This window comes from Populibacterium corticicola (assembly GCF_042683685.1).
Lineage (GTDB): Bacteria > Actinomycetota > Actinomycetes > Actinomycetales > Cellulomonadaceae > Timonella > Timonella corticicola.
Genome location: NZ_JBHUOP010000003.1, coordinates 175,698 through 193,298 on the forward strand (window position 1 = coordinate 175,698; position 17,601 = coordinate 193,298).

Consider the following 17,601-nt stretch of genomic DNA (forward strand, 5'->3'; position numbering starts at 1 on the left):
AAGGAACATCGTGTCATTCGTTGTCACCGAAGAACAGTTCGAACTGCTCTTCCCCGAACGCAATCCGTTCTACACCTACCAGGGCCTCGTCGAGGCAACGGCAAAGTATCCCGAGTTCACGACCACCGGCGGCCAGGAAATCGCGCTTCGTGAGGCTGCGGCTTTCCTCGCGAACACGTCACACGAATCCCTTCAGTTCAAACACGTGGTCGAGATCAACACCGCCTTCTACGACCACTACTGCGACCCAAGCCAACCCTACGGATGTCCTGCCGGAAAGGCCGCCTACTACGGTCGCGGTCCGATTCAGTTGTCGTGGAACTTCAACTACAAGGCTGCGGGCGATGCACTCGGGTTCGACCTGCTGAATCACCCGGAACTCGTGGAAACCGATCCGATGGTCGCATGGGCGACAGCGCTCTGGTACTGGAACACGCAGGTTGGCCCAGGTAACTTCACCTGCCACAATGCGATCGTTGGCGATCACGGGTTCGCCGAGACGATTCGTTCGATCAACGGCCCGCTGGAGTGCGAGGGTGGCAATCCTCGTCAGATGAACAATCGCGTCAGGTTGTTCACCGAGTACTGCGAGGTTCTGGGTACCACAACGGGCGACAACCTCACCTGCTAGTTCGCTTGTGGCGCACTGCGCCACCGTTGCCCTGCGGATTGCTGTGGCACAGGCTTTCTGGCTGCGCAGCGTCTCGAAGCAGATGTGCAGTGGTAGCCTGACGTTGCGATGTGGCTGTGCCGCGCATCGGCGTGGTGCGCACTCGCACCACGCCCATCCGTTGAGAGTGACCAGATCCGCACTCACGATGCGTGAGAGTGCGGATCTGGTCACTCTCAACGTTTGTTGGACGATGCGGGTGGCGCTACATCATTTCCGACGAGTCGGTCAGCGCCTCTGTCTGGTGCAGTCGGCGCTTGGCATCGTTGGCATACGCGTAGTACCAACCGATCAGAATTCCGCCACCGATGAAGTTACCCACGAGGGCCACACCCACGTTGGCTGCGGCAGCCGCAACGTCGATCCCATCGCGCAGACCTTGCACGGTGAACAGGACGGTGTTCGCGACGGAGTGCTCGAATCCGAGGAACGCAAAGAGCATGACCGCCACGTTCATCGCGATGACCTTGACCCCGTCCGTCTTCACGAGGCCGTTGTACACGAGCAACATGGCGATATTGATGAGGAAGTTACACAGGATCGCGCGCACAAACAGGTCGCCGACTGCTGCCGCGTCTGTGGTGACGTAGGCGAGTTTCACTTCGACCGAGTGGTTGACGATTTCCCCGGCAGCACCGTCAAGCAGGGATGAGCCAGCCGCAAACACCGCGATGAGCAGGCCCCCCAAAAAGTTGCCAAGGAAACACAGGAACATCACCCACGCTGCATTCAATACGCGGAGCCGCTTGTAGTAGACCGCGATGGTCGTGATCATCATGTTCGAGGTCAAAAGCTCAGACTTCGTGTAATAGATGAACGCAAGCGCGAATCCAAAGACGACCGCGCCGACCAGTTTTCCCACGGACTCAAGGTCGGGGCTGACCCTCACAAAAGCTGCTATCACAGCGTAGTTTGCGAGGTAGAACACACCAATCAAGATTCCAGCCATTGCCGCACGCATTACGTACACCTGCGCGATAGTGCGCGACATCGACGCCTTGGTCTCAGCGGTTTCGAGGACCGTGGCGATGAAATGCGTGCCGGGAAAGAGTTTCTGCTGGTCGGGAGCCATAGGAATTATTCTCCCAGATTATCTGACAGGAAACATGGGACGTCTGTGCGGGTTGACCGTGGTGGCATATTATTCACCCTGCTGTGCACATGATTTCGGATGCGTGCGCACATAGTGCGGTGCCCTGTTGGCATGTTTGCGCAGTTAGGGAGACCGACGGCGCAAATAGTTGCGCCGTTGCGTGCACATAATGCGAGTTATCGGTAACGGGAAACACGTTACCGCCGTTACCCTGATTGTGCTCTCAACTACGCACATAGTCGGTTTTGTTGCCACTTGACGACGATCCTGCCGCGTCCCATTTTTATCTCACCTCAGGCGGGCGACAGGACAGTATCCCCGTTGAAACCAGTTGGCAGCGCACTCGCAACGGGAGGGGCGTAAGTTTTGGGCATAAAAAAGAGGCCACCGGCTCGGTGAACCTCTCGCATTTTCAGAATATACGGCACAGGGGGTCTTGCCGCAAGGCCCCCTTGGTGGTGCACAATTGTGGACTCTGCCCGCCCCACCAGCCACGGAGCCAACGTAATGTCTGAGCGTTCAACTGCCGAATCGTCGTCAATCGAAGCGCAATCCGCCTTTGCACTGCCACAGCGGCTGAATGCGAAGGCAAACCCAGCCCTGATTGCCGAGGACGAGCGGCATTTCGCCGCAATGGCGGCGGCACTTGAGCGACAAACCGCCGACGTGGCAACACGACTTTCCGCGCGCAGACAGACACACGAGGCGCTCGGACAGGGCATTGTGGAACGCGACGCGGAGATACGTAGACTCTCGGCCCGGCTCAAGCTGCTTGAGAGCTACGGGATCGACCTGTGCCTCGGGCGGCTCGTACTCGCCTCAGATGCCGAGGGCACACCGAGCGGTTCGGAACAGGTCGTGTACATCGGTCGTATCGGGCTGCTGGATGAGGATGGGCGCCCTCTCCTCGTGGATTGGCGCACCCCGGCCGCCGCGCCATTCTTCGCGGCAACCCATGCCGACCCAGCTGGACTACTCAGCCGACGCAGGTATCAGTGGGCGCGCGGACGAATCACGGACTATTGGGACGAGGTATTCTCCGCTGACGGACTTGAGGATCCAAATGAACGGGCGGCGTTGGACTATCAATCGTCGTTCATTGCCAGTTTGGGCTCTAGCCGTTCAGGTGCCATGCGCGATGTTCTGGCGACCATACAGGGCGATCAGGATGCGATCATCCGGGCGGATGCAGGTGTACCACTCGTGGTGAATGGTGGCCCAGGCACGGGCAAGACTGTTGTCGCGCTGCACCGCGCCGCCTACCTGATGTATTCGCAGCCGCGGCTCAAGGACCGACGAGGCGGAGTGCTGTTTGTGGGTCCACACAGACCGTATGCCTCGTACGTGGCCAACGTTCTGCCGAGCCTTGGTGAGTCTGAGGTTGCAGTGTGCACTTTGGACGATCTCGTGCCGGGCGTTCTGGATGGCATCGGCGAGTTGCCCGGTGAATCCAGTGCGCATGCTTCCGCACTCAAGTCTGATCTGCGCATGATCGATGCGGTCAAGCGTGCCATCAGCATCTACGAGGAAGCACCGGCTAGAGACCTGACCGTGGACACCCCGTTGGGAAAAGTCCACGTGAGCGCCGCCGACTGGGAGGATGCATTCGCTTCGGTTGAGCATGGGCTGCCCCATAATGAGGCACGCGACCAGATCTGGGAGACGCTACTCGATCTGCTCTCCGAGAAGTCCGAGGCCCTGGGCGCGCCCGAGAAGGTGCGCGGGGCGTTGGCCCTGAACATCACGTTGAGCAAGGCACTCAATCGGGCGTGGCCACTGTTGTCTGCTTCGGACTTGGTCTCGGACCTATGGGAGGTTCCTGCGCTCTTGCGCCTGTGTGCGCCGTGGCTGAATCCCGAGGACCGCGCTGTGTTGCGTCGCCCCGAAGGAACCGGCAGTGAGTGGACCACAGACGATCTGCCACTGCTCGATGCTGCCCGGCACCTGCTCGGTGACGAAACCTCCAGTCGGCGCTTACGCGTTCGCGAAGCTGAGCGTGCGGCGGAACGCGAATATCGCGCCGAGGTTGCGGAAGCGCTCATGGCGTCGAATTACAACGGCAGTGGGTTGATGTCGCAGTTGCAGCAGTCCGATCTACAGGAGGCGCTTGTCGACGATCCCGCACGTTGGGCGGACGAGTCACCCGTGTTGGATGGCCCGTTTGCGCACGTCATCGTGGATGAGGCTCAAGAGTTGACCGACATGCAGTGGCAGATGTTGCTACGCCGGTGCCCGTCCCGGCACTTCACGATTGTGGGTGACCGTGCGCAGGCTCGTGGCGGGTTTGCCGAGTCGTGGGAGGAACGCCTGACCCGCGTTGGGGTGAGTCTCCCCGGTTCGGGAGCTGTACATTCGGCGACGCTAAGCGTGAACTATCGGACCCCATCTGAAGTGATGGATGTCGCCGCACCGGTTGTGCTGTCGGTGCTTCCTGATGCTGATGTGCCGACCTCGGTGCGTTCGACCGGCCAGCCCGTTGAGCGGCGCAGTGTTGGTGATCTCGCTGAGGTGCTGGTGCAATGGGAGGCTTCACACACCGAGGGGGTCGCCTGCGTGATCGCCTCAGGGGCCTGGCTACGTGATTCCGCCCAGGTTGGCGGTGGTGTTTCACGTGGAACGGATCGGATCAGTTGGCTCACGCCCACTTTGGCCAAGGGCCTTGAGTTCGACCTGGTGGTGCTGGTTCAGCCGAGCGCCTTCGGTTCGGGTGTAGAGGCAGCCGTGGACACCTACGTCGCGATGACCCGTGCGACGCAGCGCCTCGTGATCCTTGAGTAAGGGCACTGCAAGAGTTCACCAGGCAAGTGCATTGAACCCTACTTCTGTTTTCCGACGATCCTGCCGCCTCCCAACCCCGCCTCACCTCCCAGCCTGCTCAGCTTGCGTGAGGTCGGGCGATCCAATGTGAGGATCACACATGCTCACGTTGAACCGCCTAACCCCACGCGCTGCCCAAGGATGTGCCTACGCTCCACTGCACGGCGGCGAGTCTTTGGATCGCGCGAATGAGAGCGAATGAGGTGTATAGGTTTTGTCTTGTGTGTGAGTGTCTAGACCACTCACACACAAGACAAAACCTATACGCCTAATTCTGGGCGACGCGCCAGTAAGGGTGGATGCCGCACGATGCGGGTAGCTGCGGTTAGACAGGAAGCTTCATAGGATCACCAAGTGCACACACTGCTGTGCACGACTCGGCCAAACCAGTTGGAGATCAAATGCCGCGTACCAGCAGAACCCTCGACATCAACATCTACCTCGACGAGGACGATCAGCACTATCACCTCGATGTTTATAGTGACATCACCCAATCTCAGATTGCTCATCACGCGATAGTCAGCCTCGAGCTTGGTTCTTACAGTGATCTCCCACGGGCATTACAGTGTCGAATCGACCAGCACGGTATCAACCTGTGGTTCGTACCCTCTACAGCTCCGCAATATGTACGAAAACTACTCTTAGAGCACGGAGTGGACTGGAACAAAAATCCAGAAGACGAACCCGAACTCACCCCGGAACAACTTGTACATGCTCTTGAATTCCAGAAACTACATGAACCTCTAGATTGAGCGGTCGATGAGGTGGAGGGTGCGCGAAGCGCGACGGAGGGTGAGTTCCTGGCCCCATTCGATGCGCAGGTGATCGCGCTCGATTCCATCCCCAAAGGCGACGAGCGAGGATTGGGCCCGCACGCGCACCTCATCATCCTGGGCTACAAGTCCGGCAACCAAGCTGGTGCCGGTCACTGGGGACGGCCACGCCTCACGAACAAAGTAGGCAAGATCGGCCGAGTCCACCGCCGGAAGTTCAAAGCCGGGACGGGTCTGCATCCAGAGCGAAGCCAACCACCCGGTCGCCCCTGTGCCGGTACCAACAATGAGACCGGATGAGGATTGCTCCTCCGCACGCCCAGCAACCGCGAGGCTGTAGCGCGCAGACTGGTGGCTTCGATCCCCCACGAAGATTTCGTTCAGCGCGGTAATGGTCTGGCCATCATCCACCCGAACCTCCACCATCTGCCTCTCGCCCACCCGGAACTCAGCCGAACCGGAGAGGAACCGCTTCACATCGGCAACCCCGTGGCCACACAGCAACCCCGGACGACCTGGACTAATACCAAGCACAACCTGCGAGCCCAGATACTTGGCCACGTTCGCAACCAAGCCATCCTGACCGACCACAACCACAACGTCGTCAGGCTCGAACAAAAACCGGCTGAGCTGCGAGCGCTCAACCACCGCCTGCCGCCACTCCAGGGGAACCGCATTGGCAGCTTCCGCGAGCGCCCGCTGCTGGGCCTCATCAGCGGCAACCAATGGAACAACATCCTGCCCACGAGTGGAGAGGAAGAACTCGACCGCTGCGATGGTTGAGTGTTCTGCGAGCAGTTCTTCGAGTTGGGTGCGCCGATGTACGAGCACGAGCCGTGGGGCACTCATGCTGCCGCACCTTCGCGTACGTTGTTCATCATTTTCTGAACGGCTCCGGCCAACATGTCGGGCGTGATGGTCAGGGATTCAACGCGAGGCATCGCCGTCAGGATTTCGGGTGCGATTGCTGCGAGCAGTGCGGGCAGATCGGCGCCGTTGTATTCACTGAGCCGGGCGGCAAGTGCATTGTTCTCGGCCTCGGCTACGCGTGCGATCTCATCAACGCGGGCGTCAACACCGAGCCTGCTGTTTGCCACGGTTGCCCGGGCACGCAGTTCATCGCGTTCAAGTTCCTGTTCGGTGCGACGGCGGTCGTTGGCTCCGGCAAGTTCAACGAGTTCGGCCTCACGGCGGGCGAGCTCGGTCCGATTGTTGAGCTCGTTTTCCTTGATCGCGCGCTCACGATCCACTGCTTGGGCGCGACGGTCGTAGGTGGCGCGATCGGATTCGGCTTGAATTGCCTCGCGCACCTTGTTTTGCAGCGCTCGTTCGATTTCATCGTCTGGCCTCACTGCCACCACGCTGATTCCGGCAACGAGGATGCCCGCTTCGGCGAGGTGGGTTTCTTCGGCCAGACCGCGCGAGATTGCGTCGCGCATGATGACGAGCCCGTCCGCCAGTAGCGCTTCGAGTGTGAGAGCACCTGCTGCTTGGGCCGCGTACTGCCTGGCCAGTTCAATGATTCGGTCGTGCAGGATTTGGAGCGGGCGGCTCGTCCATTCGCCACCACCTAGGTTGACGGAGAAGTCCATGCGCCGCGCTGCAGCCTCAGGGTCAACGATCCGTACGGTCAACGCGGCCTGCACGCTGACTTCTTGGCGGTCCGCGGTCACAGCCGGGAAGATCGCACCGAATTCGAGGTCTTCAACCGGGACCTCGGAGATTGTGGCACCGAGCGGGTTGAACCAGAACGACGCACCCGCACCGCGCGGGATGAGCCGACCGCCGCGTCCGTGGATGAGGAATCGGGTGGCGGTGGATGTTGCGTGGGCAGCGAATGGGAAGTGCCGGATGGTGGTCATTGCTCCTCCTCGGAAGCCAGTTCTTTTTTGTGTCACTTCGACAATAAACAGCAGATAGATATTTTGTCAACATGACGATAATGTTGGAGAGTGAAACTCCCCCAGATGGCAGTCGCTGTGGACCTCGTGGTGCTCACGATCATTGATGGCACCCTCAACCTCGCTCTCGTGGACCGCGGAATCCCGCCGTTCAAGGGCAGCCCCGCACTCCCCGGAGGGTTCGTCCTCGACGATGAATCCGTGTTCGACGCGGCGCTGCGCGAACTCAAAGAGGAGACTGGTCTCGACCTCAATGCCTCCCATCTCGAACAACTCGCCACGTTCGGAGACGTGGACCGAGACCCTCGCGGACGCGTCGTGTCCGTCGCCTACCTTGTGCTCGCCGCAGAGTTGGGTGCGCTCCAAGCCGGATCGGATGCCTCGGGGGCGCGCTGGCATCCCATCGACCAACTCCCCCCACTTGCGTTCGACCACGACACCATCACTGCAATCGGCCTCGAACGCGCCAAAGCCAAGCTCGAATACACCACAATCGCCACCCGATTCTGCCCGCCCCCATTCACGATGGCCGAACTACGCAGCGTCTACGAAGCCGCATGGGGTATCCCACTCGATGCCCGAAACTTCTCCCGCAAAGTCCTCGGCTCCCCCGGTTTCGTCGTCGAAGACGGCATACGGGCAGGCGGCCGCGGCCGCCCAGCCACGCTCTACCGCGCCGGAGACGCGCTCTCGCTCCACCCGCCCATCATGCGCGACCCAGACCTGCCGTAACCCGCCCACCGGTGTTGCGGTCTCGTCGGCAATGTCCCCAAAATTTCTGGCAACACCGCCGACGCAACCGCAACAGCGAAACCACCCTGACAAGCTCGAACCGACAACCACCACTCACCCGCTTTGGAACCTCATGAGCACCGCACCGACTAGCCCAATCCGGTACATCCTCTTCCCCGGACGTCACCACCTCGTGACCGCATTCCAGGTCCGCCACCTGCGCCGACTCGTCGCCAAGCATCCCGGCAGCGCAGTCGTCTGGGCCATCACCAGCGCCAACCACGGCGGCACCCAGCGCAACCCCATCCCCGGAACTCGCAGGCTCGGCCTCATCGAAGCGGTCGCAGCCGCCGAAGCCCTCCCATCGCTCACGTTCCTCATCGCGAACCGCCAGCCCAAGCCCGATTTCGCGCACTACGTCATCGAGGAAATCCGCACGCAAACCGGCGGAACAGTCACGATGACCTCGGACAACACGCTCGTCGCATGCTCGACGCCCGCAGTCATCGCCGACTACGAACGCCTCGGATTCAGCATCGACGCCGTCGAGTTGGGTGCATTGTCCATTGCCGACGAGCCCTCACCTTCTCCCTCCGCCGAACCTTCGCAGGTGGCTGGGTTGGGCGCGCTGCACGCGCCTAGGCCGGTGGGGGAAGGCGACCAACGCTTTGCCCAACCAACCGAAACGGAACGGCAAGATGCGGAGAGGCCCTGGGAAATCGTCGAGAAGCTTATTGAAAACGGGATCTCGCATCCCGATGTGGCTGCGGCTATGCACCCCGTGGCGTTTGAGTATTACCGCCGGTACGGGCTGGCCGATGTGATCGCGCAGGTGTATGGCGATCCGCTCATCGACTCCGATGATGGCGACATCACCGTGACCAGGGACTACGCGACCTATCGCGCGGCGTTCGAGGACAACGCATGGCGGAAGGTCGGCGAGTTCGCGCACCTCGTGCGGCCCGGGCGAATCGTTGACGTGGGGTGTGCGACCGGTCAGACCATCAAGTTGTTGAGCGAACGGCCCGAGTTGTTCGAGTCCGACTTCTACGGCGTTGAGGTTGCGCGGCCGCTGTACGAGATCTGCCTACAACGTGCCTCGAATGGCGAGTTTGGCGACGCCAACGTGTTCTTCCACCAGCGCAACATCCTGCAAACGCAACTGTTTGAGCCGAACTCGCTCGACACCGTGATCACGATGGCATTGACGCACGAGATCGAATCCTATTTGGGCCGCGAGGCGCTTGAGGAGTTTTGTGCCCACGTGTACTCGATGCTGCGGCCCGGTGGCGTGTGGATCAACTACGACGTAGTCGGGCCTGATCGCGGCGACGAACTGGTGTTTGCGCGGTTCAACACGGCAGATGGCGACTCGGCGTCTGGGCTGGCGGAGGTTTCCGAGTTGGCGCGTGTGAACACTCGGGCACGGTTCGAGCGGTTTGTCCATGACTTCCGCCGGGCCGAGGGTGATGGGATGACGTACAGGTCCGTGGCTGTTTCGGGGCCTGAGCGTGCGGAGGGTTCCAGTGTTTTCGGTGCTGGTGCTTTTGTCGGCTCTGATCTTGTGGAGCTACGGCGTGCTGACCTGTACGACTTCCTCGCCAAGAAAGACTACGTGGATTCGTGGTTGTCCGAGGCGCACGAACGTTTCTGCTTCTTCTCGCCAAGAGAATGGACGTCGCTGTTGGAGCGGCACGGATTCGTGTGCACCACTGATTCACGGCCCATCCGAAACCCGTGGCTGATCGAGAACCGATTCGACCCTGCTGCGCAGGTGTTCCGGCGGGTTGATGCTTTGGACGCTGGCTCAGCGGTTGCGGATGATCTCGTCCCAGACGACTGGTCTTGGACAAACGTGCTTCTCATCGCCGAAAAACCCCACGACTAGCCTGAGTTTATGCAACTAGGGCAACTGATTCTTGCCGCGCTCATAATCGATGGGGCATTTTTCGCCCGCAGGCACAACTTAAAACACCACACTCGGCACAATTTGGCCCCATCGAGCGCGGAGAGAACACGGCTACTCGCTGTCACCCAAGCGGCGCTGCTCAACCTCAAGTTTCTGCACGGCCTTTTCGATCCGGAGATCACGCTGTTGCGGGGTAGCGGTCATCAGCGGAAACAGCACGGAGTAGCGCTCGGCGGAAGAGAGCGCACCAAAACGAGCTTTAGCGTCTGGTGACTTTTCCAGTGCGGCAATCAAATCGTCGGGTATCTCGGCCGTTGCAGAACCAGCGTAAGCGCGCTCCCAACGACCGTCCTCTTGTGCACGTTCGATCTCAGCATGCCCGCGGGGGCGCATCAAACCCGCCTCGATCAGCTCACCCACAATCCCAACATTGCGCTGCGACCACATAGAACGTGCACGACGCGGTGTGAAGCGCTGCATGAACATCGCAGCATCGTGGGATCGCTTCTGCCCATCAATCCAACCGCTGCACAGCGCCGCGCGCAACGCCTGGTCGTAGGTCAGCGATGTCGGCGTGACCGTGCCCTTCTTGGCGAGTAACAGCCACACACCGTCAGACTCATGCTCGTTGGCGTCAAGCCAGGCACGCCACGCAGCGGCATCTTCGATCAGCAATGGCTCTTCTGGCGCGGCTCCGGTATTCGCGTTAGGCATCTACCAAGATTAAGCGTGCATGACCCGATCTCGAGGACCGCTGCGGCCAAGAATGTCAGGTCACCTAGGCCAGTCAGCTCCTCGGAGGTGGCACGCATTGCGGCCCGTCCCAGGTCGGCGATGATGCCGGTGTTGGTGAGCACCTCTAATTGCCATTTCAGCAAAACTTCTTGCCATTTCAACATCCCTCATTTGAGAATAATTCTCATGAACAACAAGAAAACTGCATCATTCTGGGACACCGTCATCGTGGGCGGAGGGGCAGCGGGCCTCTCTGCCGCGCTCCTGCTGGGTCGTGCCCGACGCCGGGTGCTGGTGATCGACTCCGGCAGCCCGCGCAACCGGTTTGCGGCACACATGCACGGCGTACTTGGAAACGAGGGAACCCGGCCAGAGGTTTTCGTGGAGAACGGCCGTGAGGAGGCCGCGTCCTACGGTGTGCAGTTCCGCAATGGATTGGTCGACTCTGTGGACGAGACCGAACGGGGACTGCGTATCATCCTCACCGATCGCACGGTGCACGAAGCCCGGAGCCTTATCGTGGCAACTGGGATCACCGACCGGCTTCCCGACATCCCGGGTCTAGCGGAGCGGTGGGGAACCAGCATCCTGCATTGCCCGTACTGCCACGGCTGGGAGGTGAGGGATCAGAGGCTCGGGGTTCTCGCCACCTCGCCCGCATCGCTCCATCAAGCTCAGTTGGTACGGCAGTGGAGTGAGCACATAACGTTGTTCTCCGCAGCCCTCGGCGACCTGGATGCCGCAACCGTGGCTCGACTGCGGTCGCGCGATGTGGAGATCGTGACGTCACCGGTCGTGGAAGTGCTCGGCAACGGCGATCAGGTCACGGGAGTTCGCACTCAGGACGGGCAGGAGTTCCCCCTCGAGGCGGTCTTCACCGCAGGCACCCCAGTGCCACACGACAACTTCCTGAAGAGTCTGAACCTCACCCGCGCGGAGATGCCATTCGGCCTGGGTTCATTCATCGAGGTCGATCCGACGGGCAAGACGAGCCATCCACGGGTCTGGGCGATCGGAAACGTCGTCAACCCCATGGCGAGCGTCCCCATGGCCGTGGGAGCTGGAGCCTTCACCGGTGGTGCTGTGAACGGGGCACTCGTGGACGAGGACTTCGCTCTGGCAACGAGCCAAGCCTAGGGATAGCATCAGCGCCCGATTGCCCCACACCATTGCCGCGAGCGCCATCCCGCACGAACGGCCAGGTCACTCGCGCGACGGAGGATGAGACTATCTCCTGTGGCGGGCATCCATGAACCTTCACGAATGCCCTGGTGAAGGCTGGAAGGTGCGCGTATCCGAGTTGGCGTGACACGCTGCTGATCGGCTGCCCGCGAGCGATGAGTTCGCGCGCGATGGTCATCTTCTGCAGCGAACGCCACCTCTGGAAGGTCATGCCGGTGATCTCCCGGAAGCTCGTGCGCATGAGCTCCGCTGGAACGCCAAGGGTGTGAGCCCACTCGTCGAGGCTCTTTCGGTCTTCTGGTGTTCGGGCTATCTGGGTGATGATCTCCAGCACCTGTTCACGCAGCCAGTGGGTGCTCTCGCGTTGGGTATCGGCGATCTTCAGTTGCGCGATGACGCGGTGGATCATGTGGTGTGGGTCGTGGCCCGTCGGTGCGAGCCGGGAGTAGGTTGAGACGAATCGGTGGAGCAGGTCCTCTTCGCTCAGTTCGGCGGCGGTGATGGGTCGGTTCCGCTGGGGGTCGATACTCACCTCGTTGGAACGTAGGTATCCAACGGGCAGTACGATCGCGCCAGGTTGGGCCAGCACTCGATTGTGGACCCCACCTGGCAGGATGAACAGTTCGCCTTGCCGTAGTTCGATCGGATGACCTCCGGCCTCGACGGTCGCGCAGCCGCGATACATCCAGATGGTCACGTGCCCTGCATTGATGCGGGGCCACGTGGAGAAGTCCATGGATTCGATGGCTGCCTGCGTGCCGGTTTTCTGATTGGCGACGATATGGCGCGTCTCGGCGTGCCCGCCCGCCGTGGTGGCGGGGATGGTTGGCGAGGCGTTCTGATCGGCCCGGGCATCACTGCCGTGTGCCGTGGATGATGGGCCAGACTGCTCCTTGAATGCGCGAACCAGCGTGGAGGTTTCGGAGTAGCCCACGCGGTGGGCAGTCCATTCGAGTGGTTTTCCGCGATCCACCAGTTTCTTGGCCTCGACCAGCCGTGCGGCGCGGCGCCACTGCGAGAAGGTGTGGCCGGTCTCCTCAAGGAAGCGCCGTTGCAGCGTCCTCACGCTCACACCGGCCTGGGCCGCGTAGTGATTGACGGGATTGTTGACCTGCAACTCTGCGCGCACAGCCTGGGTTACCTGCCTCAGTTCCGCGCTGATCGGCATTTTGGGGAGTGTCGCGAACGGCGCGGTTATGGGCTGCGATGCCTCGACCAGTTCTGCGAAGAATCGTCGACTTTGCTCACTTCGCGGCGGTAGATAGCCAACGGTTTGAGCGAAGAGATAAATCAGATAGTCGGCCTGTTCGGCGACCATCTCGACCGTGCGCAGTTCTGTGAGTTCGATCGAGTCGTCAAACTCGATGGGGAACACCAGTGCACCTGGTGTCGTTGTGATGGAGAACTTGGTGCCGCTCGGGATCAGGACTGCCGAGGTGGTGTTGTGTACATCACCACCAGTGCCATCAACACGGCTGGGATTGTGCTGGGCACCGTCCGACTCGTCGCCAATCTGTCGACTGCCCGTGCCGGTGCTCGCCGCGCAGGTCAACTTCGCGCCACCGGCCACGACGCTGGCCGATCCGGCCTTGACCCACACCATGGTGTGATTGGGGTGGACTGATTCCGGCATCACACTCGGCCCCAACCTGGCTGCAGTGGTGGATGATAACAACTTGGCACCTTGCGTCAACAACTCGAATTTAGGTAAGGCTAACTTAACAGTCAGTGCTGTGAGAAGACCGTCTCACGGCTGACTGGATAGAAAGTTTCACCATGCGCCGTCCACTCCGTTTCCTCGCCGCGAGCCTCGCCCTCACCTTGAGTGCAGCACTCGCCGCATGTTCGCAGGCCGATGCCGACAAACCCGCCGAAACGAACCCTGCGACCACCGAATCCGAATCGACCACGGAAACCGGCTGGCCACGAACGATCACCCACGCCGCAGGCACCACGGAGATCCCGGCAGAGCCGCTGCGCATCGTGTCGACCTCAACCTCGATCACAGGATCGCTGCTCGCCATCGGCGCCCCCGTCGTCGCCTCCGGGGCGACGACCCCGTCCGCCATGACGGATGACCGCGGATTCTTCACCCAGTGGGCGCAGGCGGCAACCGACGCAAACGTCGAGATCGCCTATCCAAACCTTGAGCTTGATCTCGACGCGATCGAGGCCTTCGAGCCCGATCTCATCATCGGTTCAGCCAACGGCGGCGATTCCACCCTCGAGGCATATGCCCAACTCAGCGACATCGCGCCGACCGTGCTCCTGGACTACGGCACCCCGTCGTGGCAAGAACTCACCGAGTCCCTTGCCGAGGCAACAGGCCGGGAGGAGGCAGCCACGACCCTTCTGACCGACTTCGACGCCTGGGTCGCCGAACAGGCGGCCACGATCACGCTCCCGGAACAGCCGGTGACGGCGCTCGTGTACATGAACGCTGACGGCGCCTGGACATTCGGACAGGATGCCCCGCAGGCCCAACTGCTCATCTCGCTCGGCTTCACCTACGAGCAGGCAGATCAAGACCTGGTGACCCCTGAGTCAAAGGACACCGGGGTTCCCGTGCTCACCGCCGAGAACATGGCCGAGGGACTCGCCGCAGCCAACACCCTTTTCGTTGTGCCGATGGGTAATCCCGAGGCAGTCGCTAACTTCAGCGCGGACCCGCTCCTTGGCAATCAGCCAGCCGTGGCAGGCAACCGCGTGTACTCGCTGGGCATGACCTCGTTCCGCCTCGACTACTACAGCGCCAAGCAGACGGTTGAGACTGTCGTCGAGCAATTCGCCAAGTAACAGTGTCCACCCCCGTACTGAACGCGAGTCGCCGTGCTGTGGAACAGAGCGGCGACTCGCCCACGCCACCCCGGCACCACGCAGCCCGAGCACCCATCCGATTCGTCGCCGTGCTTGCGCTATCGCTCATAGCGATCGCCGTGACGGCGACCCTTGGCCTCATGCTTGGCTCCCACCAGGTGCCGGCCCAGGTGGTCTGGGAGGCTGTCACCAACTACGATGCTGGCAACAATCAACACCTGATCGTGATCCAGTCACGCCTGCCTCGGACGATAGTCGGTCTGATTGCCGGTGGCTCCCTCGCCCTCTCCGGTGCGATCATGCAATCGCTGACCAGGAACCCCTTGGCCGACCCCGGAATCCTGGGGGTCAACGCCGGAGCATCGGCCGCGGTCGTCATCGCGATCGCCTACCTGGGCGTCTCCACCATCAACGGATACATCTGGTTTGCGTTCATAGGCGCCGCAGGCGCCTCGGTCCTGGTCTATGCACTCGGGAACGCACAGCGCGGTGCCGGTGGACCCGCTCGCATCGCCCTGGCAGGATCGGCAGTGACCATCGCCATCAGCGCCGTCACGAACATGGTGTTGATCAGCAACGAACTGACGTTCAGCAAGTTCCGGTACTGGACGGTTGGCAGCCTTCAAGGCCGAGACCTCGACGTGAGCACGACCGTGCTCCCGTTTGTTCTCGCCGGGGCAGTGCTCGCGTTATGTCTCGCGCCTTCCCTGAACGCGTTGTCGCTCGGAGAGGAAACCGCGCGCAGCCTGGGGAGCAGAACCCGCAGCGTTCGAGCGCTTGCCGCCGTGTGCGTTGTCCTGACCGCCGGTGCAGCCACCGCTGCCGTGGGTCCCATTGGCTTCGCCGGACTGGCCGCTCCTCACGTGGTGCGCAAACTTGTCGGGCCGAACCACACGTATCTACTACCTGCATCCATGTGCGTGGGTGCCGCGTTCCTACTGCTGGCGGACGTACTTGGGCGAATTGTCGTGGCCCCCGGTGAGATTCAGACAGGGATAGCGGCAGCCGCACTCGGAGGCCCGATCTTCATCCTGCTCGTGCGTTCGCGATCATTTGGAGCGCTATGACCGGCAACCGCGTTGACCTCAACCGCACCCCGTACTGGGCCCCACACGTGAGTGGCTACTCGCTGTTGATCTCCAAGCGCAGCGTGATCTTTTGCCTCATTGCCATCATGGCGCTGTGTACGGTCGGATTCATCACCCTGATGAACAGTTCCATCACCTCATCACCCACCGAGGCGTGGCAGGCACTTCTTGGCGTAGGCAAGGAATCGGCGGTTCGCTCCGTGCAACAGCGCCGCCTGCCCCGGTTCCTCACCGCGCTTCTGGTCGGTGGCTGCCTGAGCGTCGCCGGAGCGATCTTCCAGTCCATGTCGCGCAATGTTCTCGGTTCGCCGGACATCATCGGATTCACCTCGGGCGCAGCCCTGGGTGCCATCTGTGAGATCGTGTTCTTCGGACAGGGCGTGTGGGCAACCTCCCTTGCCGCCATAGCCGGCGGGTTCCTCACTGCGACCCTGGTGTACGGACTGTCGCTGCGCAACGGGATCAGCGGCGGGTTACGTCTGATCCTTGTGGGCATTGGAGCCGGTGCCGTCGCCAACGCGGCCACCTCTTTCGTGATGGTTCGCGCAGACATCACCGACGCGGCCACCGCCCAACTGTGGAGCGCGGGTTCCCTGACCGCTCGAGGTTGGCCGCACGTCATTCCCCTCGCGCTGATCGTGGTGCTCTCCGCACCGCTCTTGACCGCGCTGTCCTCACGACTCACGCTCTTGGAAATGGGCGATGACTCCGGTGCCTCCCTTGGCATCAGCCCCGAACGCACCCGCATCGGGGCGATGATCGCGGGAGTCGCACTCACCGGGGCGGGCGTCGCGGCAGCAGGACCCATCGCCTTCATCGCCTTGGCCGCGCCGCATATCGCGCGGAGAAGCACCCGCTCCACCGGCGTGGACTTCCCCGCATCGTTCCTGACCGGCGCGTTCCTCCTCGCCTGCGCGGACCTGCTCTCCCAATCCGTCAACATCGCGCTACGCACCCCCGTCGGGCTCACCACGAGCCTGCTCGGTGGGGTGTATCTGATCGCGATCCTTCTCAGGAGAAACCCGTGACAGCCGACTCGCTCAAAGCCTCCACCGCAGACCCTGTCTTCCAGGCAGAGAACATAACCGTGGGATACCACGGCGAAGTACCCGTTGTTGAGAACCTCAACATTGAGATCCCACACGGCGAGTTCACAGCGATCATCGGGCCAAATGGGTGCGGAAAATCGACTCTTCTGCGAGCACTCGGCCGACTGCTGACGCCAACGGCGGGCAGGGTGCTGCTTGGCGGAACTGACATCAAGACGATGCGCCCCAAGGACTTTGCTCGACACGTCTCGCTACTCCCCCAAGCCCCGACGGTCCCCGATGCCATCACGGTCAAGGATCTTGTCGCCCGCGGTCGCTTCCCCCACCAATCACTCCTACGCCAATGGAGTCCCACGGACGTTGCTGCCGTGGATGGCGCGCTCACCGCTGTCGGCATGACCGATCAGGCGCACCGCCAGGTCAACGAACTCTCCGGCGGACAACGTCAACGAGTATGGATCGCGATGTCGTTGGCGCAGGAGGCCGAGACCCTGCTCTTGGATGAACCAACCACCTTCCTTGACATCTCCCATCAACTCGACGTCTTGGAACTCTGCCTCAATCTGCAGAGTTCCGGTCATACCATCATCGCCGTATTACACGACCTCAACCTCGCGGCCCGGTATGCGACGCATGTGGTCGCGATGAACCACGGTCAGGTGATCGCTCAAGGCAGCCCAGACCAGGTGTTCACCCCACCCGTGTTAAAGGAGGTGTTCGACCTGGACGCCGTCGTCATCACCGACCCAGAGACGGGAACACCCCTCACCGTTCCACGGGCACTCACTCCAGCGCATTGACCCATCGTTTTACGACCGCTCCTTGAAAGGATCCC

The 17,601-nt window shown here is 61.5% G+C and carries 15 protein-coding genes; 10 read left to right on the plus strand and 5 right to left on the minus strand.

Annotated elements, in window-relative coordinates:
• The first annotated feature begins 10 nt into the window (after positions 1–10).
• Entirely contained in the window at positions 11–631 is a 621-nt protein-coding gene (locus tag ACFSYH_RS07660) for a chitinase (protein ID WP_377466280.1), read from the plus strand.
• 244 nt (positions 632–875) lie between these two features.
• Here the strand turns inward: ACFSYH_RS07660 and ACFSYH_RS07665 are convergent, their stop codons facing one another.
• Positions 876–1,742 (minus strand): formate/nitrite transporter family protein, encoded by an 867-nt coding sequence (locus ACFSYH_RS07665; protein WP_377466281.1) that lies wholly within the window; start codon positions 1,740–1,742, stop codon positions 876–878.
• Positions 1,743–2,270: 528 nt separating this feature from the next.
• On the opposite strand from ACFSYH_RS07665, the gene helR reads away from it, so the two are divergent.
• Together helR and ACFSYH_RS07675 are read left to right on the plus strand one after the other, a co-directional pair.
• Positions 2,271–4,541, plus strand: a complete 2,271-nt coding sequence (gene helR / locus ACFSYH_RS07670) for an RNA polymerase recycling motor ATPase HelR (protein WP_377466283.1) — start codon at positions 2,271–2,273, stop codon at positions 4,539–4,541.
• Positions 4,542–4,981: 440 nt separating this feature from the next.
• Complete coding sequence (locus ACFSYH_RS07675; protein ID WP_377466284.1) at positions 4,982–5,332, plus strand: hypothetical protein; 351 nt, start codon at positions 4,982–4,984, stop codon at positions 5,330–5,332.
• Here ACFSYH_RS07675 and ACFSYH_RS07680 read toward each other — a convergent pair.
• Together ACFSYH_RS07680 and ACFSYH_RS07685 are read right to left on the minus strand one after the other, a co-directional pair.
• The gene (locus ACFSYH_RS07680; protein WP_377466285.1) at positions 5,324–6,202 is read right to left on the minus strand and encodes a hypothetical protein; all 879 of its coding nucleotides are present in this window, start codon (positions 6,200–6,202) and stop codon (positions 5,324–5,326) included. The genes ACFSYH_RS07675 and ACFSYH_RS07680 overlap by 9 nt on opposite strands.
• On the minus strand, positions 6,199–7,215 hold the full coding sequence (locus ACFSYH_RS07685; protein WP_377466286.1) for an SPFH domain-containing protein: 1,017 nt from the start codon (positions 7,213–7,215) through the stop codon (positions 6,199–6,201). Before ACFSYH_RS07685 ends, ACFSYH_RS07680 begins: the two co-directional genes overlap by 4 nt.
• Positions 7,216–7,320: 105 nt before the next feature.
• On the opposite strand from ACFSYH_RS07685, the gene ACFSYH_RS07690 reads away from it, so the two are divergent.
• Both ACFSYH_RS07690 and ACFSYH_RS07695 read left to right on the plus strand, forming a co-directional pair.
• Positions 7,321–7,986, plus strand: a complete 666-nt coding sequence (locus ACFSYH_RS07690; RefSeq protein ID WP_377466287.1) for an NUDIX hydrolase — start codon at positions 7,321–7,323, stop codon at positions 7,984–7,986.
• 133 nt (positions 7,987–8,119) lie between these two features.
• Positions 8,120–9,874 carry a class I SAM-dependent methyltransferase gene (locus tag ACFSYH_RS07695; RefSeq protein ID WP_377466289.1) on the plus strand — a complete coding sequence of 585 codons (1,755 nt, stop codon included), beginning with the start codon at positions 8,120–8,122 and terminating at the stop codon, positions 9,872–9,874.
• A gap of 132 nt (positions 9,875–10,006) precedes the next feature.
• Here ACFSYH_RS07695 and ACFSYH_RS07700 read toward each other — a convergent pair whose 3' ends face one another.
• Positions 10,007–10,609 carry a YdeI/OmpD-associated family protein gene (locus ACFSYH_RS07700; protein WP_377466290.1) on the minus strand — a complete coding sequence of 201 codons (603 nt, stop codon included), beginning with the start codon at positions 10,607–10,609 and terminating at the stop codon, positions 10,007–10,009.
• A gap of 207 nt (positions 10,610–10,816) precedes the next feature.
• On the opposite strand from ACFSYH_RS07700, the gene ACFSYH_RS07705 reads away from it, so the two are divergent.
• Positions 10,817–11,767, plus strand: coding sequence for an NAD(P)/FAD-dependent oxidoreductase (locus ACFSYH_RS07705; RefSeq protein ID WP_377466291.1), 951 nt, complete (start codon positions 10,817–10,819; stop codon positions 11,765–11,767).
• On the opposite strand, the gene ACFSYH_RS07710 is transcribed toward ACFSYH_RS07705, so the two are convergent.
• Positions 11,700–13,445 (minus strand): helix-turn-helix transcriptional regulator, encoded by a 1,746-nt coding sequence (locus ACFSYH_RS07710; RefSeq protein ID WP_377466293.1) that lies wholly within the window; start codon positions 13,443–13,445, stop codon positions 11,700–11,702. The genes ACFSYH_RS07705 and ACFSYH_RS07710 overlap by 68 nt on opposite strands.
• Positions 13,446–13,588: 143 nt before the next feature.
• On the opposite strand from ACFSYH_RS07710, the gene fepB reads away from it, so the two are divergent.
• The 4 genes from fepB to ACFSYH_RS07730 are packed head-to-tail and all read left to right on the plus strand — an operon-like array spanning position 13,589 to position 17,566.
• Positions 13,589–14,608: a Fe2+-enterobactin ABC transporter substrate-binding protein gene (fepB, locus tag ACFSYH_RS07715; RefSeq protein WP_377466294.1), complete on the plus strand. Its 1,020-nt coding sequence runs from the start codon at positions 13,589–13,591 to the stop codon at positions 14,606–14,608.
• A 2-nt stretch (positions 14,609–14,610) separates the two neighbouring features.
• Positions 14,611–15,696 (plus strand): FecCD family ABC transporter permease, encoded by a 1,086-nt coding sequence (locus ACFSYH_RS07720; RefSeq protein ID WP_377466296.1) that lies wholly within the window; start codon positions 14,611–14,613, stop codon positions 15,694–15,696.
• Complete coding sequence (locus ACFSYH_RS07725; RefSeq protein ID WP_377466297.1) at positions 15,693–16,745, plus strand: FecCD family ABC transporter permease; 1,053 nt, start codon at positions 15,693–15,695, stop codon at positions 16,743–16,745. The genes ACFSYH_RS07720 and ACFSYH_RS07725 overlap by 4 nt, the downstream gene beginning before the upstream one ends.
• Positions 16,742–17,566, plus strand: a complete 825-nt coding sequence (locus tag ACFSYH_RS07730; RefSeq protein WP_377466299.1) for an ABC transporter ATP-binding protein — start codon at positions 16,742–16,744, stop codon at positions 17,564–17,566. Before ACFSYH_RS07725 ends, ACFSYH_RS07730 begins: the two co-directional genes overlap by 4 nt.
• Positions 17,567–17,601: the final 35 nt, after the last annotated feature.

Bases quoted from the DNA above. Each gene is read 5' to 3' on its own strand.
- ACFSYH_RS07700 (WP_377466290.1), bottom strand. From the start codon at position 10,609: ATGCCTAACGCGAATACCGGAGCCGCGCCAGAAGAGCCATTGCTGATC.
- fepB (WP_377466294.1), top strand. From the start codon at position 13,589: ATGCGCCGTCCACTCCGTTTCCTCGCCGCGAGCCTCGCCCTCACCTTG.
- ACFSYH_RS07685 (WP_377466286.1), bottom strand. From the start codon at position 7,215: ATGACCACCATCCGGCACTTCCCATTCGCTGCCCACGCAACATCCACC.
- ACFSYH_RS07725 (WP_377466297.1), top strand. From the start codon at position 15,693: ATGACCGGCAACCGCGTTGACCTCAACCGCACCCCGTACTGGGCCCCA.
- ACFSYH_RS07675 (WP_377466284.1), top strand. From the start codon at position 4,982: ATGCCGCGTACCAGCAGAACCCTCGACATCAACATCTACCTCGACGAG.
- ACFSYH_RS07705 (WP_377466291.1), top strand. From the start codon at position 10,817: ATGAACAACAAGAAAACTGCATCATTCTGGGACACCGTCATCGTGGGC.
- ACFSYH_RS07690 (WP_377466287.1), top strand. From the start codon at position 7,321: ATGGCAGTCGCTGTGGACCTCGTGGTGCTCACGATCATTGATGGCACC.
- ACFSYH_RS07665 (WP_377466281.1), bottom strand. From the start codon at position 1,742: ATGGCTCCCGACCAGCAGAAACTCTTTCCCGGCACGCATTTCATCGCC.
- helR (WP_377466283.1), top strand. From the start codon at position 2,271: ATGTCTGAGCGTTCAACTGCCGAATCGTCGTCAATCGAAGCGCAATCC.
- ACFSYH_RS07680 (WP_377466285.1), bottom strand. From the start codon at position 6,202: ATGAGTGCCCCACGGCTCGTGCTCGTACATCGGCGCACCCAACTCGAA.
- ACFSYH_RS07710 (WP_377466293.1), bottom strand. From the start codon at position 13,445: ATGCCGGAATCAGTCCACCCCAATCACACCATGGTGTGGGTCAAGGCC.
- ACFSYH_RS07695 (WP_377466289.1), top strand. From the start codon at position 8,120: ATGAGCACCGCACCGACTAGCCCAATCCGGTACATCCTCTTCCCCGGA.